Below are 20117 nucleotides of genomic sequence, written 5' to 3' on the forward strand. Positions count from 1 at the left end.
TTTATTATTTATAAACAACATATTAAGATAAAACTTCATCATTGGAGTTTTCAAATACATTTATATGTTTAGTTTAATAGATAATAATTAAATAACTTTAATTTTAAAACAGTAGGGGTTAAATGTATCATATATCAATTATTATTTCAATGAATGAGAATGAAAATAAATTAAAAAAATGTTTACAAACCATAAATAATCAAACATTAAAAAATTTTGAAACACTAATAGTTACAAATAACAAACCTCCTATAAGGAACAACAAGATAAATTTTTTCAATTCTATCGAAAATGCATTAACTAATGTAAAAAGTGAATATATTCTTTTTATTGATGAAAATGAGTATTTGAAAAATGATACCTGCGAAATATTATATAATAAATCTAAAAAAGATAATTTAGATGTATTGTATATTCCTATTTTAGATGAAAACATGAAAAAAAGCAATTTACATGAATTAAATGAAAAACTCCAAATGATATCCCCTTTTAATTTTACTATATTTTGTAAAAAAAAAATTTTAGAAGATTTAAATTACAACAATTTATTTTATGATATTTGCAGAAATTCAAAAAAAACTGATACAATTAATCAAGAAATATGCTTTAGAGAATATTTAAGTCAAAACAATGTTGAAAACTATACAAATGAACTTTTAAATTTATTTCCTAATGAAACAGATAATATTTTCACAATATTGTTTGAATATCTTATAAATTATCCTCTAAACTTAAAACAAAACTTTTTTGATGTAATCAAGTCGTGTTTTAAAGTAGGTAATTTGAATAATAAAAATCAAGAGACATATAATTTAATCAACAATTCAGATAATATAATTGATTTCTTTATAGAGTATAAATTAAATACACTAAATTATGAAATTTATAAAAACCCATATGCACAAGATAATCATTATAAAATTTCAGTAATTATTCCCATTTTTAACAATGAAATATTACTCCATCGAACCTTAATGTCAATCGAAAATCAGAGTTTTGGTATTGAAAATATTGAAGTTGTTATGGTTAATGATGCTTCAACAGACAATACCAAAAGTGTTATCAACGAATATGTGGACAAATACCCCAATTTTAAAGCAGTTCACATCAAAAATAGGACTGGATCTGCCGGAACCCCTCGAAATATTGGTTTGAAATTAGCATCCGCAGAATATGTGATTTTTATTGACCATGATGATTTTTTTGAGATAAATGCTTTAGAAAAATTATATAACAAAATTACAAAATATTCATGTGATTTAGTTTACGGAACATACGTTTTAATCAATCATGAAGAAACAATTAAATTTACATATCCTAATGAAAAAAATGGTTATTTTAAAAATCTTGAGGAAAACAAAAGAAGTATCATAACTCCTCCTTCAATTTGGACAAAACTATTTAAAAAAGATTTTTTAATCAAAAACAATATTTTATTTCCAACAATCCTGGGAGAAGATGCAATATTCATGGCCAAATCTTTAAAAAACGCGGAGGGCATTTATTATTTGTGGAATGATGTAATATGCTATTATAATTTAAATGAAAGTTCTTATTCAACAAATGTTTCATGCGATTATTTTGTTGAAGGTTTTGCATCTGAAAAATATTTATATAATCTATTTTGTGAATATGGGCAGATTGAATATTATAAAATCAGAGGTCCGGGGATCCTAGATTTTTATATAAATAGAATACAATACAGTACATTATCAGACGAGGAAATTGAAGATATTTTCCCATTATTTTATGAGTTTTGTGAAAGATTAAATAAATTAAATGTTAAGCCTAAATTAAACAATAACCAAATCGCTTTCGAATATATTGTTAAAAATGATTTAAAAGGTTTTTTAAAGTTTAAAAACTACAAACCAAATAAAATTAAATTATTTTCAAATAAAATACTGGCTAAAATTAACAAACAAGGTTTTTGGTGATAATTTGAAAAAAATTTTATATGTTTTACACTCGGGAATGACTGGTGGAACATTTCACACTACAATGGATTTAATGAATAATTTAAATAAAACTTATGATATTCTAGTTCTAGGTGCTGAAAGTGATTCCTTAAGATTATATTCATTTTCGAATGGAAATATCAAGTTAATTAAAAAATATTCTCGTAATTTCAAGTTACGCAAATCTATTGAAGATACATCAACATTTGTTAATAAATGGTCTGCAAAAGATTTTCACAACTCCTGGGCAACCTATGTTTATTTTGAAATATTAACTAAATATAATGTAGATATAATACACATTATGCATTTAATTAACCATAGCTTTGATTTACCGCAAGTTGCGGATAAATTAAACATTCCTGTTATTCTATCAATACATGATTTTTATTTTTTATGTCCTTTTTACACATTACTTGATGAAAACAATCATTATTGTGAAGCGAAATGCAACCAAAACAATGAAAATTGTTACTTGCCCTGGAATATATTAAATGACATTAATTCAAAAAAGATTATTCCTAAATGGCGAGAAAATGTTTTAAATATGTTTTCATTTATAAACTATTTTATCGCACCCTCTGAAATTATAAAAAAACTATTTTTCTCCGTTTATGATGATGAAAAAATCATTAATGAAACCAATTTTAAAATAATTGAACATGGACGAGATTTTCCAAAAATAACAAAAACATATTATGAACTTCCTTCAGAAGGGAAAAAAATAAAAATTTTATGCTCGGCAAACAATTTAGACATTATGAAAGGTGCTAATGTAATTAAAAATATTAAAAAGTACGACATTGATAATTCAATTGAATTTCATTTTTTGGGGAATTGCGATGAAAATTTATCTAATTATGGCATTACCCATGGAAAATATGAACGAGAAGAATTTTATGATAAGATCTATGAAATAAAACCCTCATTTATTGGAATATTTTCAATTTGGCCAGAATCATTTTGTCATACTCTAACAGAAGCTTGGAGTTGCCACATCCCAGTGATTGGAAGCAATGTTGGTGTTGTTAAAGATAGAATAATTAAAAACAATGGAGGGTGGATTGTTGATATTAACAATTCAAAAAATGCATATAAATCCATTATGGATATTTCAAAAAATTTAGATGATTATAAAAAAGTAGTAGAAAATTTAAAGACAATGCATTTTAAAAATATATTCGAAATGGTTAGCGAATATGTTAGAATATATGATATGGTGGAGTAAAATTGAATCTCTTAAAAAACACAAAAGATTATTATATTATTAAAAAATCAGACTTATTTGATATAGATTGGTTTAAAAATACTTATAATCTACCTACGAATATAAATCCTATAAAACATTACCTAAATCATGGTATTAAAGAAGGTTTAAACCCATCTCCCGATTTTGACACTATATGGTATTTGAATGAACATAAAGATGTTAAAAAAAGTGGAATGGACCCATTTATCCATTATATCAAACATGGAATCAAAGAACATAGATTAACAAAACCTTTGATAACTAAAAACAAGAATAAATTCTCTTTGATAAATTATGATTACAATCCTTGCTTTTTTAAAGATAATAAAAGTTCTATAGATTCTAACATTGTAAACATTGCTATTTTTATTAAAAACAATGTGGAAAATTTACTCCCTACCGAATATATTCGTTTGGCGATTCCATTTTATCATTTATATCTAAAAAAGAATTTTACCCCATTCATTTTTCAAAATAATGATGTCGCAAATTTTAATTTTAAAAAATTTGACATTATTATTGTTCAAAGGGATGCTCTAGATGAAACAAATGCTAAAAATTTAGTAGATATCTGCAAACAACACAATATTAAATTAATCTATGAAATTGATGATGATTTAATAAACATTGATAAAACCCATCCAAATTATGTTGAGTTCATTGAAAAAAAAGAGTCTATTAAATATTTAGTTTCAAATGCGGATGTTGTTACTGTTTCATCAAATAATCTTAAAGAAAAATTACTTAAATATAATTCAGAAATTAAAGTAATAAAAAATTCCCTAAATGATATGTTAAATTTAGAAAATGAAGCTAAAAATAATTCCAATATGGTTAAAATTGGATATATGGGAACATTGACTCATAAAAATGATGTGAAAATTGTTGAAAAACCGCTTGAAAATGTTAAAACTTATTTTGAAAAAAAAGGAAAAAAAGTTGTTTTTGAAATAGTTGGTGTGAGTGAAGATAAAATCAATTGTGCGAACTCAATTAATGTTCCATTTAAATATTCAAAATACCCCTATTTTATCAGATGGCTTAAAAAAATAATAGATTGGGATATTGCAATAGCTCCCTTGGAGCATAATAATATTAATGAATCAAAAAGTGAAATAAAATATTTAGAATACACTTCATTAGGAATTGCTGGAATTTATTCAAATTTTGGAGCATATAAGGAAACAATAAGGAATGATGAAACAGGACTATTAATAAAAAACAATACTGCTGAAGAATGGGAATCCGCATTAATAAATCTTATTGAAAATGAAGATCTTAGAAAAGACATGGTTAAAAATGCATTGAATGATATAAAATATAACTATTCTATTGATTCAACAACCCAATTATGGGATGAACTACTTGAAAACTTGCTAACAAAGGATAAGAAAGAAATTTTTAACAAACCCTCCTTAAAATTATTGTTAAACCCTTTATTTAATAAAGATTATAATATTGTTTCAGAATCTAGATTGATTAATGCTTCAGAGTATCCGATAAATTGCAGTAATCCAATTTACCATTTTCTAAAAACAGGTGTTTTTGAAGGGTTAAATCCTTCTAAAGACTTTAATACACAAAAATATATTGAAAAACATGAAATCGATGTCAATAAAACAAATCCTTTAGTCCACTTTATTGAAAAATTTGTTAATAAATTTAAATATAATCAACTTAACCAAAGAAATATAGAAGATATTCATCAAAACTTAAAAAAAACTGTTACGATTATCATACCAATATATAATGCTTATGAAGATGTGAAAAAATGTATCGAAAGCGTTTTAAAACATTCTACAAAAAATTTTGAATTGCTTTTAATTAATGATGCAAGCTCTGATCAACGAATAGATGCACTACTGAATACATATAAAAATTATTCAAATATCAAAATAATTAATAACCAATCTAATTTTGGCTTTGTTACAAGTGTGAATATCGGTTTAAAAAATTCCGAAAATGATGTGATTATATTAAATAGCGATACAATTGTAACCCCAAAATGGATTGAAAAATTAACTATTGCTGCATATTCCGATGGAAAAATTGCTACTGCAACTCCTTTTTCAAATAATGCGGGAGTATTCTCCGTTCCAAAAATGAATGAAAAAAACAATATTCCTCAACACTTGGGTTTGAATGGCATGGCGAATATAGTAGAAAAATCATCAAATCATACATATATGAGGGTTCCAACAGGGAATGGATTTTGTATGTATATTAAAAGAGATGCTATTAATTCCATAGGCTATTTTGATGACATTACATTTGAAAGAGGGTACGGCGAAGAAAATGATTTTTGTATGAGAGCAAAAGCCAATGGATGGGAAAATATCATTGATGATGCGACATTTATCTTTCATAATGAAAATTCCTCATTTGGGGATGAAAAAAACAAATTAATCAAAAAACACATGAAATTACTACTTAAAAAGCATCCTACATACGAAAATGAAGTTAGTAAATTTATTAATTCTAAAAAATTAAATGAAATGCAACAGAATATTTCTTATTCCTTGCTAAATAAAAACATCACTAAAAAAAGAATTTTACAGATTAGTAAATCAAAAAAAATTGATGTTAATGAAAACTATGAAAATTATTTATTTTGCATAACTGAACCATTAACTTTGTATTATGTAGTTGATGGTTATCTATTCAAAATTAACGAATGGTCCTCAAAAAAAGTAGAAGAGATTAGTTTTAATATAATTATTAATTTAGAAATTGATGAAATAATTTGTGATGGAAAATCTGAAAAAATTAATAAAAAACAGTAGATTAATACTATCATATAAGTTTAAATATTACAAACAAAAAATATTATTTAAAAGGAGATAATTTTATGCATAAAAATTCACATTCAAAAATGGAATGGTTTAAAAATACTTATTTGGATAAAAATCATAATCTAAAAATTCTTGATGTTGGAGCATTAGACAAAAGTGGAGACTATAATTATCGTGACTTGTTCAACGAAAGTAATTGGTCATATACTGGATTAGATATTGAAAGTGGGCATAATGTAGATATTGTAGTAACTGACATATATAACTGGTTTGAAATAGAAGACAATTCCTATGATGTAATAATTTCAGGACAATTTTTTGAACATTTGGAATATTTTTGGCTGACTATGAGCCAAATTGAAAGAGTATTAAAACCAAATGGTTATGTTTGCATTATTGTCCCCTCTGCGGGGCATAAACATGGAGGAGATATGCTAAACTGCTATCGTTTTCACGAAGATGGATTAAAAGCAATGGCAAAATATGTTGATTTAAAAATAATCCATGTTTCCATCGATAATCGTCCGGAAGCTAAACCTTGGCTTGATGCATGTTTAATTGCTCGTAAAGAAGAAAATACTGTTGAAAATATAGACGAACTTAAAATTCAAATAAAAGATTTAGAAAATAAACTAAAAACAATACAAGATAATATTTAAATTATAGGAGTCATATTATGTCTAAAGGAAATTATGAAATTATTAAATTATCACACCTTTTCGATGAAAAATGGTATACCTCACAATATTTAATGAATAAACCAGATAATCCTATTAAACATTTTATAGATATTGGTTGTAAAAATAATTATAATCCTTCCCCCCAATTTGATACCTCTTGGTATTTAGAAAAAAATAAAGATGTTAAAAAAAGTGGAATGAACCCTTTTGTTCATTACATTGAATATGGTAGAAAAGAAGGAAGATTACCTAACCCTACTTTTGATATAACAAAAATTGATGATTATTCCGCAATATTGCATTCTGGACTTTTTGATGATGAATGGTTCTCCGAGTATTACTCATTAAAAGGAAGTAATACAAATTTAGTTAGATATTATATGGATGAATACCTTAATTACGGATTAAATCCCTCACCTAATTTCGATAGTATATGGTATTTAGAAAAATATGATGATGTTAAGAAAAATGGGATTAATCCGTTTGTTCATTATGTCAAATACGGAAAAAAAGAGGGTAGAATGCCAAAATGGAAATAATAATTTATATTATTTCTATATAAATTTATTAATAATAAAACCCATCTATTAAAATTCCTTGAATTTATTTATTGAATAAAGAATCTATTGCTCCTTTTATTTCTAATAAATAACTTCCGAATAAATTCCACTCTAGACTCTACATCCAAATCTCTTAATATTTTATCAATATTATCAATACTTAAAGTTTCTTTATTTACAAATTTAAAAATAAATACATCACTTTTGTAATGTTGAGAATTTAATGACTCATCAGGCCTGAACTGTGCAACAAAGTCTTTTGTAAAGAACACATCTTTATCCACAACTCTAGCAGGATTTCCATAAACTAAACTATTTGATGAAACCTTGAAATTAGGCAATATGAAAGAGTTATCTCCAATAATGGAACCTGAACCTATATTAACACCACGAGAAATATATGTGTAACGCCCTAACCACACATGATCTCCAATATAAATGCCTTTTGAGAAGTTTTTTCTAGATTTTGTCTTTGAATCATAAATGGCACAATAATCTGAAGAGAATATTTTAACTTGATTACTTACTATACCATCATCCCCAATAATGACATTCTGACTTTCATTGACATTAATATTAACTCCTGCACCAAATAATGCATTTTTACCAATGAAAAGAGTTGAATTATTATAAATTAACAGTCTAAATGCATCCCCCACATCTGAACAAATATATACAAGAGAATTATCCCCATTAAATGTTAAATTAGCATTCATGAAGTTAATATTATTATCACATACAAGAATATTATTTGCCCCTGCAAAATTAATTTTAGAATTTATTAATCTAAATGAACCGATTATCTTATTTTCAACTAAATTGCCAACTTGGTCTTCCTTTGTAATTGTTTCCATAAAAAATACCTCTTTCAGTAACATATACTATGCATTTTTTCGTTTAAATAAATTTTTATTTTTACTCCAAATCCCATTCTGGACATTTGAATCCTAATTCTTCTGCCAAATCATCTTCCCATTTATTTTTAAATAACATATTGTCATACGATTCTTCATTTTTCTTCAATGATTGTGTGGACTTTTGAAGCTTATGATAGACAATCGCATCAGTCACGTGGAATATCTTATAGTTCATCACATGCCGGACATATCCTGAAAATATTCTGTCTGAGCGATAATGTCTGCCCAATTCCGCATCCAATCCAAATGATTTATCCAAAACTTCTCTTTTTATATAAGTACAGAAGAATGGTGCAAAGCTAAGCTCTAAAGATTCCCCATCGTGGAAATTATCCATATTTACAATGTTTTTATGGTGTGCTGAAGGATTCACATCACAGTCAAAACCTTCAGAGGCATAAGGAACATGCTGTTTCATTGTCGGCGTTCCACCAGGCAATACCTGTTGAGGAACTACAATGGCGCAATCATCATGCTCATATGCGAATTTCTGCATAGCTTCAATTGAGTTATCCATCAATATCGCATCGTTATTTAACAACAAGATGTCCGCATCATCATCAGAAATTTCTATTCCCTGATTTACAGCATATGTAAAACCATAATTAATATCATTCTGTATTAATTCTATGATGCCTTTTGATTTCAGAGTTTCCAGATAATATCTAACGGCCTTTCCGGAATTGTTATCTACAATTATGATTTTAACTTTATCATTGTCGAATTTCCGTATTGCATTGATGCATTCCCGAAGATCTTTTAGAGACTCAAAACTAGGAATGATGACATTAACCTTTTTATCTAATTTATAGTCAATGTCAATATTAAAATCATTGTCATTTTGAATTACGCGGGTTAAATTCTTATAACCGAGCATTTTCTCATTGCTTCTTGCATTTGCATCGGAAATGCTGTTATCAGTTACGCTCATATAATATTTGGACAGCAAAATAGGTACAGAATAAACTTTAAAGTTATTGCAAATCCTTAAGATTAAATCCCAGTCAACCAAACGGTATAATGACTCATCAAAACCGCCTATTTCATCATAAACTCTTTTAGTATGGGCAAAACAATTCAAATCAATGTAGTTTCCATTCTTCAACAATGATTTATTTAGGGAACCGAAACGCATTGCAAAAGGAGGATGGCCAATGTTATCATACAATAGCTGACCTGAGTATATTGCATTTGCATCAGGCAATTCAATGAAAGCTCCAACCATCGCTTCCAGGTATTTTGAATCCCATTCATTATCGGAGTCCAAATAGAATATGTATTCACCTGAGCACTCATCTAATGCAACATTACGTGCAGCAGATGCGCCGACATTGGATTCGTTGAAAATCAATTTTATCCTATCATCATCAATATCTTCAAGCAAATCACGAGTGCCGTCGCTACTTCCATCATCAACAATCACCAGTTCGAAATTTGTGTAAGTCTGATTTAAGACTGAATCAATGGCCTTTTCAACAATATCAACCCTATTGTATACTGGCATAATGATTGAAACCAATTTTGAATCATCCTTAACATTGCTCATCAAATACTTGGCAATATTGTCCATTACGGCAAAGCAACGTTTTTCCTCTTCGACAAATGGAGCATACAATATTGGAGAGACATATGAATTTGCAAGAAAACCTTCGAAATCTGAGAAAGGAACAGCCTTATTTTGACCCATATCACTTAGATGAACCTCTTCAAGGAACATTTTAGGATTATTATTTCCCAAACCCAAGTATACTACATCCAAATCATTGTCATATTTGATTATTTCTTTTTTCAATCCAATATCCGAATAATATAAACTTTTAAGCAAGCTATAATAATTGTCCGGTTTGAATAAATCTAAAATATAATCATATACTTCGCTGCTATCTTTAAAATTAGTATAATTAGAAAATTCCAATTCTTCAATGAAATCATCTAATGAATTCTCATCAACGATGATTGGGATCCTGTTTGAATTGCAACTATCAATGATTTCAAACATTTCTGGGAAAGGATTCAATAAAACTGCAAAATCAGGAGCAATATCTTTAATTTTATCACCAATGTTATCCTGTAAAGAATCTAAGAAATGAATTTTCAGCATATCTGATGTGTCTTTTTCTTTAATATCCCTAATTAAATCATTTTCACTATCAGATAACTCTTCAGGAATAAGTAATTTAATTTTATCAGAGCGATTTTCATCAAAAATATCCACTAATTTATCATCAAATATTGGCGTTTTAATGGCCACGCTAGATTCATCGGATTTTTCATAACCCTCCGAAGATTCACCATTAGGATAAATTACTGTAGATAATTTTAGCAATTGCGAAAATGAACTATTCCAATTTTCATGACTCTCTTTAAAATCAACACCATTATCAATCAAGTAAGATTGCTCATTAAAGCAATCATCCCTATCAATTGAACCATCAATAACAAAAGAACAATTCAATAGCTTTCCAACATCCATCAAATCAAAAGAATTTAATTTTAAATCATCAATGTGAATGATATTGATATTTAAATTGGATAAAACATTGAAATAAATCTCTCTAAGAGCTTCACATCTAAATTGATTATTAAAACTAATGTTAATATCCTCCCAGCTCAAGATTACTTCTCCATCCTTCCAAAGTTTAAAAGTATTTCTAGCAGATGTTAAAAAATAACAATCATAATGCTTTAGATTATAATAATTTAAAAAATCGGCCAGCAAATGAACTTTTTTCTCATCCACAACATATAATACTCTATTAGATAAAGTGACATCTCTTTTATCAACAAGTGCTGAATCAAATCTTTCTTTGATATTTTTAATTGAAGGAGACCCTAAAAATTTCTTAGCATTCAATTTTGAAGAAAATTCATTGCCATAATCAGAAAACAAATTAGAATCATCTAAAAATGACCTATGCATATGATAAACATAAACCGAATCATCAATGACATGATTAATATTTTTAGGAAGTTCAATGAACGCAAGTTCGTTTTCTGAATCGAAAACTATCTGTTTTTCACTGAAAGATTTTAGATTGTCAATAGCTTCGTTTTTAATATAAATGCAGAAAGGTTCACAAATATTTGAAGGCAAATCATTGAAATTAGAAGATTTCTTAAGCAATGTTGAAATACCTTCAATAGTCAGATTATACTCATTGTCTGATTTTGACTTGTCAAAAGGTATTATTCCAGTGAGCAAATTTGAAATCGGAGATACAACATCAATTTCCTTTTTAGAATAAGCTTTTGTAATTAATCTAGTCAACCAATTATCTGGAACTTTCGTATATGAATTAATTAATACTGCATCATTTAAACAAGAAGAAACAGTTTCTTTAATCATATATATAAAATTATCCTTTTCAAATGTAATCAAATTTAAATCATGGCTTTTAGAAATTTGCTTGAAAAAGCCATCATAATTTCCAACTAAATCATTAAAGATAAAAAAATTAAATTCGAAATTTTCATGAGTGTTTCTTAAAATCAGCTTGATTGAATCTATGACCTCTGGAGAATAATTGAAAATTGGAATGAAAATTGAAACCTTTTGATTTAACTTATTGATGATTGAATCCACTACTGAACCTTCATAATAATTATCCGTAACCCCCCAACTATTAATGTTATACCCATTATTTTCACCTATCAGAATATAATGAGTCAAAGGATTCCATGAATTGGAATTATCCAAATATGCATTTTTATAAAATGAATTGGAAAAATTAGGAAATGGCCGTCTGTAATTCTCTTTATATCCATATGTTGCATAATGAAGATAAGGATCCATTCCAGCATTTTTTACATCGGGATACATTTCCAAATACAAATCGGGGTCGAATAAATCTGATTTTTTTAATATTTCAATGTTTTTGGCTTTGTCAGTAGCATGGATTATGGGATATTTAACATCAATATTGCCATATAAGATATAGTGAACGAGAGGATTCATATTGAATTTGTCAACGAAAGGATGTCTATTGACATATTCCTTTGTATTGAAAGCATCTGAAGGATTGCAGTATTCATCTGCACCTAAAGTCAAGTAGTGGTCAATTGGGGAGAACTCAGATTCCTTTACATCAGGATATTTGGAAAGATAGTATTCCTCATCGAACAGTCCTGATCCTTCAATAATATCTTTACTTGTATCAAGTAAAAACTTATTGAAACTTATATTTTCATCAATATTATTATATTCCTTTACCTTTTGATACAATACTGAATTTTTGTCTCTTTTAAAATTATTTAAAAGAATTTCCCAATTATTTGTCATGTTCTCCAGGACATAATTCTTAAAAATATCCTCTCGTGAATTTTTAAGTATTTTTTCCCGAAGCTCTTTGCTTTCAATTAATCTTTTCATATTTATCTCCCATTCCTCTACTGAATTATTTTTAACAAGTAAACCATTATCGCCATGTGAAATGCATTTGGCATATGGACCGACATCACTATAGATTCCCGGAACATTTAACGCAGTATATTCCAAATATTTCAATTCACTTTTGCTTTGATTGATATTGTTGTTTTCAACAAGGGGTGCTATAGCAATATCCCATCTGATTGCATTTTGAAGCCATTCGACAAAGTCAGGGTAATGCCTTTTGTCAAATGGAACATTAACGCGAGACATCCCCTCAAAGGATGAATCTGTTCCGCCAACCATTTCAAAAACTATATTCTTGCTTGAACTTTCCTGAATATTTTTAATAGCTTCTTCAATTAGCTTTAAATCATTTGCATGAGTGGTTGTGCCCATGTATCCTATCTTGATAGTATCCCCATCATTGATTTCATAATCCTCATCCAAGTTCCAGGAATCAGTCAAAACATTAGGAAGAATCTCAATGTTGTTATTGAAACCCGAAAGACTGGCCTTTAGGGAATCTGTTGTGACGGTAATGCATGCTGCATTTTCAGCCAGATACCTTACAACGTTGATTTTCTCTTCATATCTCTTGAAATCGGGCTGGGTAGTGTCAATGTTTACCAAATCATCATCGATTTCATAAATCAATTTGATTCCATAAAGATTGCATTTTTCAACCAACAGCTTAGAAACGGACATGTCAATGACATCCCTTTGAGCGATGACGATGTCCAGCATCAGATTCTCATTCTGCAAATCTTTTATGAACCTATCCACTTCCAAATCATCGATGATGTAGAATTCAAATGAATCATTTTTAAAATTATCAAAAGCAGCCAATAATCTAATATATGTACTTGCAATATACTTGCCTTTTCCTTTTATGAGCAAACCAACAATTTGTTTTTCTTCACTAGCCTTGTCCAAATCAGAATATCTCTTTAAGTTATGAAATTCCATTAATTTCCCCCAGCATAAACAAATTGTTATCCTATCTAATCATGTCCTTGACATAATCTTTAAGTTTCTTATTTTTCAATTGATTGATTTCATTTTCCTGATTGGAATTAATTTCCTTAAGATCTTCAATATCATGTGCCAATTGAGTTTTTGTTTTAGTTAAAATCACATTTCGATCCATTATTTCATCAAATTGATTATTTAATTGGTCAAAATCATTTTTCAAGTTAGAATTTTCATCTTTTAGTTTGGAATTATCTTCTTTTAATTTATTTCCATATATTTCTAATTTTTCATTAATATCTTCCAGATTGGCAATTTCTTCAGATTGGCTTTTATTTTCATCCCTAATTTTTCTAAGCTCAAAAATCTTTTTTTGACTGTCATCTTTTATGAATGCCAATTCCCTTTCAGATTTTGATAGCTTATTTTTAAAAATATTAATCTCTGTAGCAAAATAAATGTAATTGTCCAACAAATTATTGAGAGGAGATTCATTAAAAGAATATTTGATATCCAACTCATCACAAAAGCTTAGATTTACAGGCATTTCTTTGAGATTAATCAGACCATCATCTTCATATTTTGAAGGAACCTTATTAAAATCAAGAGAATACAGTTTTGCCAGCTTGGTTACATCTTCAATGGATAGATTCTCATTATTCCTAATTTTATCAAACATTATCTCATAATGAAAACTTGTTCCTTTAACAACAGTATTCCTTGAAAGAGTATTTGGATATCCCACCAAGACTTTTGATTTTGTCTGATTGATTGACCTCAACGGATAATGGGCAATGTTCAATCCTGCATCAACAACACACTCTATTTTATCCTTAAACTCATCATCGACATCGATGTCATGGTTTCCGATACTGAGCTTTATATCAAACTTATCAACCAATTTTCTAGTGACTATTACCTTGCAGTTGGTCTCCAGGTTTTCATCACGGACGTGAGTTATCCTTGAAGGAATAAACTTGATATCTTCATCATCATCTGATGTTGGAACATAAGTCCTCCATTTAAGCTTCAAATAAGAATCATCAGCGATATCATCAATTAACTCTCTAGGATTGCCTTCATTGCAAACAATAAACTCATCACAGTCAAGAGGACAAACTATGTCTGCGGAATATTCATTTAAAGCAATGCCCAGCAAATAATTATACTTAATAAACGGCTCGAAGTACCTGTCTTCATCTTCAATAACCACAATCGGCAAACTCTCATCTTTCAGCTGGTTTAAAATGTCCAATGTATCATCAGTGCTTCCATTATCCAAAATAATCATCAAATCCACAATATTTGAATGATACCTTACAAAAGATTCGATAATGTCCGCTTCATTTTTAATGGTAGTTATTGAAATTATTTTCATATTATCCTCAAACCAAGTTATTTTAAAAAATAAATCTCGCCCTATTTAAAAGAACTATCAAATTAATAGTATATTTAAATATAATTTATTATAAATTATTATTATACTTTATTGATAGGTTGTGAATATGGCTTTAATTGTACTAATCGGAGATATGAAAAGTTACCATTCAAAATTCAATTTGATTGAAAGAGAAGTGGAAAAGGGCAATATTTCAATTGTGGCAACATTATTATCTGATGATGTTGACTATGATTATTTAGATGAAAATAATGTTGTCAATTCACTTGATATGCTTAAAGGAATCAATTTTGACTATTTTGTCATATTGGATGACAGTAAAATGTGGTTTGACATCATCCCAAATGAATATGGATTTACACAAAAAATAATCCCCGCACGTGTTTTCGAAATTCCCTATTTCGACTTTGCAAAATACGAACAACTCCTTCAAAATCCTCCAAGCATAATAAGCAGACACTGTTGGGGAGGATTACTATTCAATCAGCTAGGCCTCCAATTCACATCACCTTTCGTGAATCTATTTTTAATGGATGTGGATTTCAACAAACTGGCAAAAAACTTCACACACTACATGAACCAAGAACTTGTCTTTGACAGGGAAGAATACGAACATATACTCAAGAGAAACTATCCTGTTGGTAGATTAGATGATGTCTATATCTATTTCAATCATTATACCAGTTTTGAAGAAGCAAAAAGAAAGTGGGATGAGAGAAAAGCAAGGATAAACTACAATAATCTCCTATTTGAGACAACAACTGAAGTAAGAGGATATGCAATTGCCTTTGATTCAATACCCCTTCAGCACAAAATCTGTTTCCATTCAGGCCATATTGACAGCCCAGACGTGATTGATTTCAGCGAATTCATGGTCAACCGTCAGCCGGGCACATTAGGAATGCTTGTAAACAACACCGCCAACGGCACGCTCCCCCACTTTGACATACTTGAACTTTTAGTAAATCACAACTACAAACCTAGAATAAAATTCATATAAACCCACCATTTAATAGAACCCATATGGATTTTTAAATAATGGATGCTTTAAAAGCTTAATTTGCATCAATTTGGAAAATATTTATACCATAGCGAGTATATACTTTATATTAAAAAACATGTGGGATGTTAAAATGAAAAAAATTGCAATCATTTGTATTTTACTAACAGCATTTTTATCGATCAGCATTGTCTCTGCTCATGAAAATGCAACGGATTCATTGGACAGCCTAAATGCCAATGACATTCAACCAAGAATTGATGATTCCATTGCCAATCAAAATGCAATGGATGGTGAAAATGGCATTTATTCACAAAATGAAGATAACACAACAGAAAAAATACAGCCGAACGTTGAGATTTATGCCACCACAGGCTATTATACTGGATTAAGCCTTTATTATGGAAACAAATACACGCTCGAAATCCTAACACCTAAAGATTCTGATGTCGTTCCAACAATAACAATCGATGGTGAAAACTCTACAATAACCAATTACGGCAGTTCAGATTACAATAATGAGTTTTATACTGAAGAATTGAAACTAGAACCGGGAATTCATAACATCACTGGCATTTTCGCAGGCGATGATAAATATCTTCCCGAAACAAAAACCGTGCAACTTGAAATCAAACCGTGTATTCTCATGCCTATCGAACTGAAGTTCAACGAAACCTTAGAGATAACTTTGCATTTGCCTAATGGCGAAGGCAATCTGACAGCATTTATTGACGGCAATTTCATCAACTCAACAAGAATTGTGAACAACGAAGCTGCTATCAGAGTAAATAATTTAACATTGGGAGAACATGAAATTCATGCCGTTTACACAGGCAATGACTACAATGTGATAAACTCAACTAATTTCATAAATGTAATCCCCGTATTCATTTACCCTTCAAGCGTGATGGAACACAACAATGAAACAATCTTTGTTGTGATGAATCCGAACATCAAAGGGAACGTGAGTTTCATCTATGACAAAAAAATTACAAAGCCATTGATTGACGGTAAAGCGAACTTCACATTATCCAACTTAACCAATAATATAATCGAATCAGGATCAGAGGTATACATGTTTTACCCTGCAGAGTTTCTAATCGTTTACCCTAGTGAAACCAACAGGACATATACTGAACACTTTTACATTGACGTGACCCCTTATCCTCCAAAAATAATCAACAATACCGATTTCATCATGACCTACGGGGAAGACAAAACATTTTCGGTTTCAGTGATAGATGAGCATGCAAACCCTCCTAGAGGGAGGACCGATAGGGCATACATATACATTGACGGCATTTACCAATTCTACAGGTCACCTGACAACAATGGAACCATTACCTTCAAAGTCAATGAAGTCCCGGGAGAACACAATATAAGCATAACATGCCTTCAAACAACAGAAGCATACAAACTTACAGTAAAACCAACAAACACATCAATAGACATCAATTCCATCTCAACAGGATATTACAACAAGCAAATAGAATTCACTGCCCACATTAACCCAACAGAAATCACATCAGGAGAACTTGAAATTTACGTGAAAGATTCATTGCTTGGCAAAGCTAAAATCAAAAATGGAACTGCCACATTCAAGTATACTCCGAATACAATCGGAACAGTGAAATTCAAAGCAATATATAAAGGAAATGAGTACTGCAATTCCTCATCCAAAGAATTTAAAGTAACCATCAAAAAAGCAACTCCAATAATAACCTCATCAGCAAAAACATTCAAGGCGTCCGCAAAAACCAAATCATACACAGTTACATTTAAAGCCAATGGAAAAGCAATTGCAAACAAAAAACTCACATTAACCGTTAAGGGCAAAACATACACAGCAACAACCAATTCACAGGGAAAAGCCACTTTCAAAATTACAAAATTGACCAAAAAAGGAACACATACAGCAACAATTAAATTCCCTGGCAACAGCTACTACAACAAAGCAACAAAAACTGTGAAACTAAAATTCAAATAGAGATTAAAATCTCTATTACTTCTTCTTTTTTTAAAATCTTTAAAACACTTTAATAAATAATTAATATAACCTTATCCATAATTAATAATATGAAATTTGACAATACCCGAAAAAATCTTTTTGGACAAATTTTTCTTATTTTAAGCATTCTGATTTTAGCGTATATGCTCATAAGTCCCCTAAACCACATCATCACAAGCATTGGAGAGTATTTCACAATAACAACTGTAAATTTCCCAATAACAGACATACTTACAATCAGCAAGGGTGAGTTCAACCCTCCCCTATACTATCTGCTCGCCAAACTTGCAACAAAGTTTTTGGGAAACTCAGTAGCACTCCTGAAAATACTTTCAGTCATACCATATGCCATAATCATACTTGTCTCAACAATTAAAATAAGAAAGGACTATGGCTGGCTAACAGCAGGCATCTTTGCCTTGTCAATGGGTGTCATGAGTGAGTTTTTCACTTATTTCCTAATGGCAAGGATGTTCAGTTGGGCAGTGCTATTTACAGTCCTGGCATTCGTATTCCTCAGAGACATCATGACCAACGACAACAAGATATCATGGATTCTGTTTACCGTTTTCTCAATCCTTGCGGCATACACACATTACTTTGCAGGATTGACCGTTGCAGTCATCTACCTGTTCCTGCTCATTTATATCCTTAAAAACAATAGGGAAAAAATCAAATTCTGGGCAGCATCAGCAGTTGTCGCAATAATCCTATACGTTCCATGGATCTTAACACTGCTAAACCAAATACAGGCGCTTGAGCCTTCACTGATGCCTAAAGTCAATCTGGACTTGATAATGACTTCATTGGGATATTTCATAACCGCAAACGGCATCGTATTCGGCGTTGGAACAATCCTGATTCTGATAGCTCTTGGAATAATCTATTTCACACAAAAGCGCAACATTGATGATGAAGACCAATTCTATATCATAACAGGCATAGGAGCATTCCTTGCAATATTAATAATTGGAATTGCAATCTCAGCCATCTACAAGCCGGTTCTGATGCCAAGCTGCATGATTTTTGCATCAGCCACACTATGGGTTGCAGTCTCCATACTAATCGGCAAAATCACTAGCAGAAGACTGTTTTTAATCTCATTTGCATTGATTGTACTGGTTCTGATATCAGGCGTTGCAACAGCGATTTCAACAAACAACACCCTATACAATGAAAACATTGCAAATAACGAAGCATTGGCACAGATTACACAGGATGACGATTCCATCGTGATACTTACCAATCCTAGAGTCATGGCATACTTTTTGGGAAGCATGAACAACACTGATGTGTACTGCATAAACCAAAGCCATGTCTATGGAGACCCAATTGACAGGGTGCATGCGATATATGACTTCAATGACATTACCGAGGCGGAACTGAGCGGATTTGTCGCAAACAACACCGACAAGAACATCTACATAATTACATTCGGACAGTTCAACCTGAACAACTACACAAAAGAAGTGGTGTTTGACGACAGCGGCTATCAAATCATAAAAATTAACATAACGGCACCTGCCGTTTAAGGATTTAAAAAATCCTTACAATTTTTCTTTTTTTTAATATTCATACCATGCAATCCTGAATCCTTCACGTTCAAGGAAATCTGGAGAAAAAGCATTTTCAGACAAGATTGCATCGACAGCATTGCGTTTCAAAAGACAGAACTCGTTTTCAAAAAAATCCTTATGGGAAACCTTGCTTTTAAGGCCAGCAAACCTATTTCCCTTAACCTTTCTGGTCATTGCAGCATCAAAGTCCCTGTCCACCTCATCTATAAGCCCAATCATGGTGGGGATGAAACGAAGAGAATCAATTAGATTAACATCAATGAAACATACCAAATCGCCTGAAGCATTCCTCAATCCATCGAAAATAGCATCCTTTTCCGTCGTGACGACGACATTTTCATAATCAAGGTCGCCTCCACCAACTAAAACAACCTCATATTCGTAATTTCTCAAGGTTTCGCGAAGATTCAGGAGAAAATCGTCAACCATATTCCTGCGGTTGAAACATCTCACTACAATGCTTAAATTTTGCATAATTAAATATAATTCATGCAAGCATATAAGTTTTACTTGAAAAAAATATCAAATGTTATTAAGTTATTAATAAATAAAGCATTTTTTGAACATAAACTATACAGAATACCAAACCTGCCACACCCCAGACAAATGAAACCTATTATATAGTTTGAAAACATAAGA

At 30.1% G+C, this 20117-nt stretch carries 12 protein-coding genes; 8 read left to right on the plus strand and 4 right to left on the minus strand.

What is annotated here, in order from left to right; all coding sequences use genetic code 11:
• The first annotated feature begins 149 nt into the window (after window positions 1-149).
• The 5 genes from IJE64_RS09165 (at window position 150) to IJE64_RS09185 (ending at window position 7218) form a co-directional block, all read left to right on the plus strand.
• Window positions 150-1937, plus strand: a complete 1788-nt coding sequence (locus tag IJE64_RS09165) for a glycosyltransferase family 2 protein (RefSeq protein WP_292785078.1) — start codon at window positions 150-152, stop codon at window positions 1935-1937.
• A 4-nt stretch (window positions 1938-1941) separates the two neighbouring features.
• The gene (locus IJE64_RS09170; protein ID WP_292785080.1) at window positions 1942-3186 is read left to right on the plus strand and encodes a glycosyltransferase; all 1245 of its coding nucleotides are present in this window, start codon (window positions 1942-1944) and stop codon (window positions 3184-3186) included.
• Window positions 3187-3188: 2 nt separating this feature from the next.
• On the plus strand, window positions 3189-5990 hold the full coding sequence (locus tag IJE64_RS09175; protein WP_292785082.1) for a glycosyltransferase: 2802 nt from the start codon (window positions 3189-3191) through the stop codon (window positions 5988-5990).
• Between the two features lie 65 nt (window positions 5991-6055).
• Entirely contained in the window at window positions 6056-6658 is a 603-nt protein-coding gene (locus IJE64_RS09180) for a methyltransferase domain-containing protein (protein ID WP_292785084.1), read from the plus strand.
• A gap of 17 nt (window positions 6659-6675) precedes the next feature.
• Entirely contained in the window at window positions 6676-7218 is a 543-nt protein-coding gene (locus IJE64_RS09185; RefSeq protein WP_292785086.1) for a hypothetical protein, read from the plus strand.
• Between the two features lie 68 nt (window positions 7219-7286).
• Here IJE64_RS09185 and IJE64_RS09190 read toward each other — a convergent pair whose 3' ends face one another.
• The 3 genes from IJE64_RS09190 to IJE64_RS09200 form a co-directional block, all read right to left on the minus strand.
• Complete coding sequence (locus tag IJE64_RS09190) at window positions 7287-8093, minus strand: acetyltransferase (RefSeq protein ID WP_292785088.1); 807 nt, start codon at window positions 8091-8093, stop codon at window positions 7287-7289.
• Window positions 8094-8154: 61 nt separating this feature from the next.
• The gene (locus tag IJE64_RS09195) at window positions 8155-13491 is read right to left on the minus strand and encodes a glycosyltransferase (RefSeq protein ID WP_292785090.1); all 5337 of its coding nucleotides are present in this window, start codon (window positions 13489-13491) and stop codon (window positions 8155-8157) included.
• A gap of 31 nt (window positions 13492-13522) precedes the next feature.
• The gene (locus tag IJE64_RS09200; RefSeq protein ID WP_292785092.1) at window positions 13523-14872 is read right to left on the minus strand and encodes a glycosyltransferase family 2 protein; all 1350 of its coding nucleotides are present in this window, start codon (window positions 14870-14872) and stop codon (window positions 13523-13525) included.
• 127 nt (window positions 14873-14999) lie between these two features.
• Here IJE64_RS09200 and IJE64_RS09205 point away from each other — a divergent pair, with 127 nt between their 5' ends.
• The 3 genes from IJE64_RS09205 to IJE64_RS09215 all read left to right on the plus strand — a co-directional run bounded on the left by IJE64_RS09205 (window position 15000) and on the right by IJE64_RS09215 (window position 19433).
• The gene (locus IJE64_RS09205) at window positions 15000-15893 is read left to right on the plus strand and encodes a DUF1919 domain-containing protein (RefSeq protein WP_292785094.1); all 894 of its coding nucleotides are present in this window, start codon (window positions 15000-15002) and stop codon (window positions 15891-15893) included.
• Window positions 15894-16026: 133 nt separating this feature from the next.
• A complete protein-coding gene (locus IJE64_RS09210) occupies window positions 16027-17880 on the plus strand; it encodes an Ig-like domain repeat protein (protein WP_292785096.1) in 1854 nt (617 codons plus the stop codon).
• Between the two features lie 164 nt (window positions 17881-18044).
• Window positions 18045-19433, plus strand: a complete 1389-nt coding sequence (locus IJE64_RS09215; RefSeq protein ID WP_292785099.1) for a hypothetical protein — start codon at window positions 18045-18047, stop codon at window positions 19431-19433.
• 33 nt (window positions 19434-19466) lie between these two features.
• Here IJE64_RS09215 and IJE64_RS09220 read toward each other — a convergent pair whose 3' ends face one another.
• Window positions 19467-19952 (minus strand): hypothetical protein, encoded by a 486-nt coding sequence (locus IJE64_RS09220; RefSeq protein ID WP_292785101.1) that lies wholly within the window; start codon window positions 19950-19952, stop codon window positions 19467-19469.
• Window positions 19953-20117: the final 165 nt, after the last annotated feature.

Source organism: Methanobrevibacter sp. (assembly GCF_017409525.1).
Lineage (GTDB): Archaea > Methanobacteriota > Methanobacteria > Methanobacteriales > Methanobacteriaceae > Methanocatella.